The organism is Microcystis sp. M_OC_Ca_00000000_C217Col, from assembly GCF_007095585.1.
Classification (GTDB): domain Bacteria; phylum Cyanobacteriota; class Cyanobacteriia; order Cyanobacteriales; family Microcystaceae; genus Microcystis; species Microcystis panniformis.
In genome coordinates, this window is record NZ_SFBV01000350.1 from 1 (window position 1) to 6,678 (window position 6,678).

Annotated in this window: 6 protein-coding genes and 1 pseudogene; 2 read left to right on the top strand and 5 right to left on the bottom strand. The window is 42.6% G+C overall.

Annotated elements, in window-relative coordinates; genetic code table 11:
- On the top strand, nt 1-314 hold a 314-nt coding region (locus EWV66_RS22565; RefSeq protein WP_287109259.1), incomplete at its 5' end, for a tetratricopeptide repeat protein.
- Between the two features lie 254 nt (nt 315-568).
- The gene (locus EWV66_RS22570) at nt 569-778 is read left to right on the top strand and encodes a hypothetical protein (protein ID WP_002760925.1); all 210 of its coding nucleotides are present in this window, start codon (nt 569-571) and stop codon (nt 776-778) included.
- Between the two features lie 188 nt (nt 779-966).
- Here the strand turns inward: EWV66_RS22570 and EWV66_RS22575 are convergent, their stop codons facing one another.
- The 5 genes and pseudogenes from EWV66_RS22575 to EWV66_RS22595 all read right to left on the bottom strand — a co-directional run.
- Complete coding sequence (locus tag EWV66_RS22575; protein ID WP_052277859.1) at nt 967-1,932, bottom strand: permease; 966 nt, start codon at nt 1,930-1,932, stop codon at nt 967-969.
- 283 nt (nt 1,933-2,215) lie between these two features.
- A complete protein-coding gene (locus EWV66_RS22580; protein ID WP_052277860.1) occupies nt 2,216-3,553 on the bottom strand; it encodes an anthranilate synthase component I in 1,338 nt (445 codons plus the stop codon).
- Between the two features lie 129 nt (nt 3,554-3,682).
- Nucleotides 3,683-4,060 carry a hypothetical protein gene (locus EWV66_RS22585; RefSeq protein WP_287109260.1) on the bottom strand — a complete coding sequence of 126 codons (378 nt, stop codon included), beginning with the start codon at nt 4,058-4,060 and terminating at the stop codon, nt 3,683-3,685.
- A gap of 36 nt (nt 4,061-4,096) precedes the next feature.
- The gene (locus tag EWV66_RS22590; protein WP_002788657.1) at nt 4,097-5,815 is read right to left on the bottom strand and encodes an ABC1 kinase family protein; all 1,719 of its coding nucleotides are present in this window, start codon (nt 5,813-5,815) and stop codon (nt 4,097-4,099) included.
- A gap of 424 nt (nt 5,816-6,239) precedes the next feature.
- Nucleotides 6,240-6,678, bottom strand: a pseudogene (locus EWV66_RS22595) (IS630 family transposase); the annotation flags it as partial.

Here is a 6,678-nt window from a genome sequence, read left to right on the forward strand (position 1 = left end):
CAACTTCCCTCAACAATTTAGCAGCATTGTACGATTCCCAAGGCAGGTACACAGAAGCAGAACCTCTCTATCTAGAAGCATTAGATTTGAGAAAACGACTCTTAGGAGACAATCATCCCTCTGTGGCACTTTCCCTCAACAATTTAGCAGCATTGTACTGTTACCAAGGCAGGTACACAGAAGCAGAACCTCTCTATCTAGAAGCGATTAAGATTGCTACCCAAGTATTAGGGAAAAATCATCCCCATACCCAAACAATTATGGAGAACTATAAAACTATGTTGTCGCAACTCCGGCAGGCAGAATTAAGATGAGTTAGAGTTTAAATGCTTGGGAAAATAGGGCTTGTAGGCGCAGGGATTTTCCATTATGAATATAATATCATGTCAAGGGGCTTTTGTCAAGAGAAAATTTTGACAACATCCAGAAAAACCTAGCCGATTGTAGGGGTAATTCATGAATTACCCCTACACCTATTACCTAGTCCAGTAACCCACCACCTAATCATCGACTATGATGGAATTAATCACTGATAACTGATTACTGATTACTGATTACTGATAAAGCTATGACACTCAAAGAACAACTAATTAAAGAAATCGAGCAGACACCTGACACCCTTTTGACTGAATTACTTGACTTTTTGCTCTTTATCAAAGAACGACATACTGCAATAGAAATTACAGAAGAAGAGCAAGCTAACATAATCGCTTCTGAATCAGCTTATCAAGCAGGAGACTATCTAACCCTCGAAGAATATGAGGCAACTCAAGCGTGAACTACAGAGTTATTATTCCGAAACCCATTCAAAAACAACTAAACAACTCCGGCAAGCAGAATCAGGATGAGTTAGAGTTTAAATGCTTAGGAAAATAGGGCTTGTAGGCGCACGGATTTTCCATTATGAATATAGTATCATGTCAAGGGGCTTTTGTCAAGAGAAAATTTTTCTGATCCGGAAGGAATTCAACCTAGATAGAAACTGAGGATCAGAGCCACTAAAAAAGTCATTAACAGGCATAAAATTCCGAAATAAAGGACGATTTTAGGACGGAAAGCTGATAGGAGGAGGATAAAAGCTTTAATATCAATGAGGGAAGCAACCAGTAAAAAAGCTAGAGTGGAACCCACGGACAGATTAGTAATTAAAGAACCGGGGACAAAAGAGCTAAGACTAGCATTAACAGCGAGAGTGAAACCAAAGAACAACTGCACGAGAATTTGAGTAGCGGGAGTATTCCCCCAGGCAATTAATTGACTCTGAGGTAATAATAGCTGAAAGACACTAGCGATCGCACAGCCAATAATTAATAATCCCCCTAATTCCAGTGCTTCATCGATAAAGTTATCGAGAAATAACTGCACAGAAATTGGCCAAGCTTGCCTATCTCTAGTTTTATACTCATAAACAAGACTGCCGACTCTTTGTAGGGGTTGACTGGCTGCTTCCTCTGGTAAAAAACTCCCGGAAAGAACTAAACTCGATTCTAGGGGAATTTCGCTATCGGTGCGGGGGTTTTCCCGATAGAAACTAAAGAGAGTGCCGATAACAATTGCCATTAACCAGACCGAAAGCGATCGATAGAAGAAAACACTAGAATAGCTGAAAGTCTGCCAAGTTAGCCAAAGAGTGACGATATTTAGGGTAGGTGCAGCGGTGAGAAAGCTAAACACCACCCCCGGGGGTACTCCCTCTAATAAGAATCTTCTAGCGACGGGAATCGTGCCGTATTGTCCGACGGGTAGAATTAATCCGATGGCACTGCCAACGATCGCTCCTAAGACTCGATTACGGGGAAATATCGCCGCTAATCGCTGTTTATTGACGAAAACCAGCAAAAAACTGGAAACGGCTGTCCCCAAAAGTAAAAAGGGAAGCGAGGTCAAGACTAAACTAAGAAAAAAAGTAACAGCGATAGAAATTTGATTCATGAATAGGGTTCAAGATCGGCAGCTATCCTACAAAATAGCAGATAAGGTAAAAAGTAAAAAGAGCGGTTTTAGATGCAACAATAGGTAGCTGGTTATAATTAAATTAAACATGGATTTTAGGTTCGATCCCCCCTAGCCCCCCTTGATAAGGGGGGAAGCCAAAGGCGGGGGGATCCCCCTTGATAAGGGGGGTGCCGATCCCCCCTTAGTCCCCCCTTAATAAGGGGGGCATCTGATAATTTTTAATGCCTACCTACTTAGGTTAGTTTGTTGAAATCAAAAATTAAAAAGAACGTAAAGCGATTAATTGTGCCTCAGCTTTATGAAGGGATTCTAACCATTCTTTTTCGGGATCGCTATCGGCAACTATTCCCGCTCCCACCTGTCCCCAAACGGTGTTAAAATTCCCTTGAGTGGTCATTAATAGGGTACGGATGAGAATATTCAAATCTAAATGACCCCGTAGGTCAATATAGCCACAGGAACCATAGAATAAATTGCGTCGCATCGGTTCCAATTCTTCGATAATTTCTAGACAGCGAACTTTCGGACAACCGGTAATTGTTCCCCCGGGGAAAAGAGCTTTAATTAAATCAATAGCATGATACTTTTTACCTAATTTTCCTTGAACATTACTGACCAAGTGCATAACATGGCTATAACGCTCGATCGTCAGTAATTCATCCACATCAACCGATCCCCATTCACAAACTCTACCCAGATCATTGCGTTCTAGATCCACTAGCATAATATGCTCGGCCCGCTCTTTTTTATTAGTTAATAGTTCCTCGGCTAATTGTCGATCGAGTGCCTCGGTTTTACCCCGGGGACGGGTTCCAGCGATCGGTCTAGTGCTGGCTATTCCCCTTTCTAATTTTACCAATCTTTCGGGAGAACAACTAATCATTTCTCCCCAAGGGGTGCGCCAATAACTAGCGAAAGGAGAAGGGTTTATCTGTTGTAAACTGCGATAAATTTGCCATCCTTTTGCCCTAGTTGTGCTTTGAAATCTTAGGGATAAATTTGCTTGAAAAATATCGCCTTTTCTGATATAATCTAAGGCTTTTTTAACAGCTTTTTCGTAGTCGAGTTGAGAGGTATAAAAGATTAAGGGAGAGGGATGGGGATCGATCAACTCAAAATCGGGGTTAGTGGTTAAAGATTGTTCGTATTTATCTAAATCTTCGGGTTTAGTGGCAGCTAACCAGAGAATTTGTGCTTGGTGATCGAGAATGGCAAAACTATCCGGTTCATACCAATAAGCGACGGGAAAAGGGAGAGTATCAGCTTTCCTGTCCGGTAATTTTTCTATCTCCCAAGCTAAATCGTAGCCTAACCACCCCAACCAACCGCCATGGAAGGGAAGATGATCGGGAAGAACATCCGATCGGGTTTGGGGGAGTAAACTGCTTAAAAAGGGCAAAATTTCCCCTAGTGCGGGGGTCCAAAGCTGACGCGGGGAACCAGCACAAAGAGAGTAACGGGAAAGGGAATTACCCGGATAGGGACTTTCTAGTAAAGTAGCGATCGCATCTTGGCAGAATAAGCAGGCAAAAACCTCGGAACCAGTGCGCTGATGCAGAGGAAGCGATCGCCAATGCCATGCTAAAGGTTTTTGCATCTAAAATTGCGGGCCAAAATAGCTGGGAAATTGGGTATAACTAGGGTTTTGGTGTTAGTTGTGGGGGAGTTGATCTTTCCTATCTGCTAACACCTATTATCTTAGTCCTAAATGTTTGCTGCCTCCTAATTATCCCCGATAATCGAGGTCAATTTCTTTAGAACCACCGCGCTGTAATTGGCCTAATAATTCCCCTAACTGACTCCAAACCAAACCACCAATAAAGATAGTCATCGGGAGAGAGATAGCGTAGGCAACCCAACCATTGAGAATAAATATATCTAATCCCGAGGCCAGGAAAAGACAGATTCCTACACAAATACCAATAAAAGGAATTTGTAAGGCACTGGATTTTAAAAGATTTTGATCGTCTGAACCCTTATTTTTATACCAATTTTTAACCACTTGCTTGAGACTAGCTTCAAAAGCGGCCCCGCAGGTAATACCGATAAATAAACCGGCAAAAACTAGAAAATAGGGCGGTTGGGGCAGAAAATAATAATCCATAGAAAAAGTGATTAAGCGATGATGACCTTAAACACTTTAACGCGAACTGGTTTCTCGCGGAAGGACAGCGGCCACACCTTGGCTGGATAATTCCCGAAAAGCGCTCATGGCCACATCCAAGAGTCGCCGCGGTTGCAATTCTCCTTGAATTAAACCCCAGAGACGTTGCACTTCGGCAGTGTGGAGACGGTCATCTTCCGTTAAAGCTAATAGCAATTGACGACGCAGATAACGACCTTCTTCCGAGAGAAGAAAAGTGATGCCTAATTGCGCTGTGGGCAGTAAATCGAAGTTACTTTCCGAGCGAGCCATTGTAATCATGTTTTCTAGGCGTTGCCATTGGAATTTACCGTTTTTGAACAGTACATCCAGTAAACGCCGCCGCAGTTGGGGCGATTCCCCGGTCAGGAGACGTTTAGCGACGTAGGGATAGGCTACTTGGACGATTTTGAAGTTAGGATCGAGGGTAAGGGCCACCCCTTCTTGGGTGACGAGGGAACGAATAATCAGGGCGAATTTGGCGGGAATCCGGAAGGGATATTGGTACATCAATTCGGAGAAATCATCGGTAATAGTGCGGAAATTGAAGTCACCGACCCTTTGACCGATGGCATTGCCTAAAACCCGTTCTAGAGCCGGAATAATTGGTTTTATATCGGTTTCTGGGGTTAAAAATCCCAGTTTGACAAAGTTGGCGGCCAGGTTTTCGTAGTCTTTGTTAATTAAATCGACGACGCAACTAGCGAGGGTTTCTTTAGTTTCCTCCTCTAACTGGTCCATCATGCCAAAATCGATATAGGCCATGCGACCATCAAAAGTGGCGAAAAGATTACCCGGATGGGGATCAGCGTGGAAAAAGCCGTGTTCGAGGAGTTGCTGTAATCCAGAGGTTACGCCGATTTTAACGATACTATTGGGGTCTAATCCTAAAGCTTTGATATTCTCGGTATCGGTGAGTTTATAGCCATCAATCCATTCCAGGGTGAGGACGCGGCGACCACTATAACGCCAGTAGATACTGGGAACTTTAACTTCGGGGTTATTTTGGAAGTTGGTGGCGAATTTTTCAGCGTTGCGACCTTCGTTTTGATAGTCGATTTCCTCAAAGAGTTTGGTGCCGAATTCATCGACAATCAGGGTGAGGTCGTGGCCGAGATTGAGGGGTAATAAAGGACCGAATTTTTGGGCAGCCCAGCGCATTAGGTATAAATCGAGGCTTAAAAGCGCCCGCAGACCCGGTCTTTGCACTTTAACGGCTACTTCTTCGCCGGTGGGTAGAATAGCTTTGTAAACCTGTCCTAAACTAGCGGCAGCCACAGGGGTGGGGGATATTTCCCGATAGGCTTTTTCTACAGGCATTCCCAATTCTGTCTCGATAAGGGCAAAAGCGATGTCGTTATCGAAGGGGGGAAGTTGGTCTTGTAGTTTAACTAATTCGTCTAAAAAGTCTTTGCGAACGAGGTCGGGGCGGGTAGAGAGAGCTTGACCGACTTTGATGAAGGTGGGACCCAAACAGGTGAGAATTTGCCTAAGTTCGCTGGCACGCTGGTATTTATTGGCTTCTTCTTGCTTTGTCCATTTGTCCCAGAGGAGACTGAGGAGAAATAATCCTAAAGACCAAGTAATCACGAAAGCGCGACCGAACAATTGCCAAGGTTTGTAACGGTATTGTTGAGCGATCGCTTCTGCACTGTAAGGAGTGAACTGTGTTTCTTCTCGTTTCCGGTCAGTTTGACTGTCTTGATGCCGACTCACTAGCTAATCTCTATATATCTTACGCCACTTCATATTGTAGCTAAGTTCTTGACATCAGTATACAAAACTACACATTATTTAATAATTGTTATAATTTCCTGAGAAATCATAAGTATTTATTGCTGGACTGCCGGGGAAATTCTCGGCTAGTGGATGTCCTCAAGTACCTGATGGATATTTTCAACAAGCTGTTCTATAAAGTTAACGGCATCATTAACCATATTTTCATCGATATTCCAGCGACTGCCGATTCCATAACTCGGGTCTATACTTTAGACGTTCATAATCTGAGATTTATTAAACTTCTGAAATCGTAGAATCAGCAAGGAATCCAGTTCTTTTTTATGGGTTCTTCGTTACTTGGTATGGTTCGATAGGGGGGCATAAATCGACTAAATCCTTATCTGGCAAGAGACTTAATTGATTAGTTCGCTCTAGAGCAAAAACAATTGACAAAAATCGCTAAAGCCTTTTTATGTTTCAAATGGGCATCATTCAAACATTCATAAATGGCTGAAGAAAAGTCAGAACAGTTTTCATAATATTTACCATATAAACATTTCTTTTTGAACAATTTCCACAGCCTTTCAATTAAATTTAGATTAGGTGAATAAGACGGCAGATAGAGCAGTTATATTGACAAAGAAAGAGCTAATTCTTCAACAATTTTACATTTTTGATAGCGGGCATTATCTAAGACTAGAGTGATGGGAATCATTAGTTCTAAAGCAGCTATTTTTTCAAGGAGTTCACAGACTTGAGTTGCCGTAATATAAGTGTCATATGTTACCAGAATAACTTCATGAGTTATTGCATTTAATGCTCCTAAAACATTGAAGCGTTTACGCCCGCTCGGTGACTTA

Coding starts and splice junctions, on each gene's coding strand:
- EWV66_RS22580 (WP_052277860.1), bottom strand. CDS start 3,553: ATGCAAAAACCTTTAGCATGGCATTGGCGATCGCTTCCTCTGCATCAG.
- EWV66_RS22570 (WP_002760925.1), top strand. CDS start 569: ATGACACTCAAAGAACAACTAATTAAAGAAATCGAGCAGACACCTGAC.
- EWV66_RS22585 (WP_287109260.1), bottom strand. CDS start 4,060: ATGGATTATTATTTTCTGCCCCAACCGCCCTATTTTCTAGTTTTTGCC.
- EWV66_RS22575 (WP_052277859.1), bottom strand. CDS start 1,932: ATGAATCAAATTTCTATCGCTGTTACTTTTTTTCTTAGTTTAGTCTTG.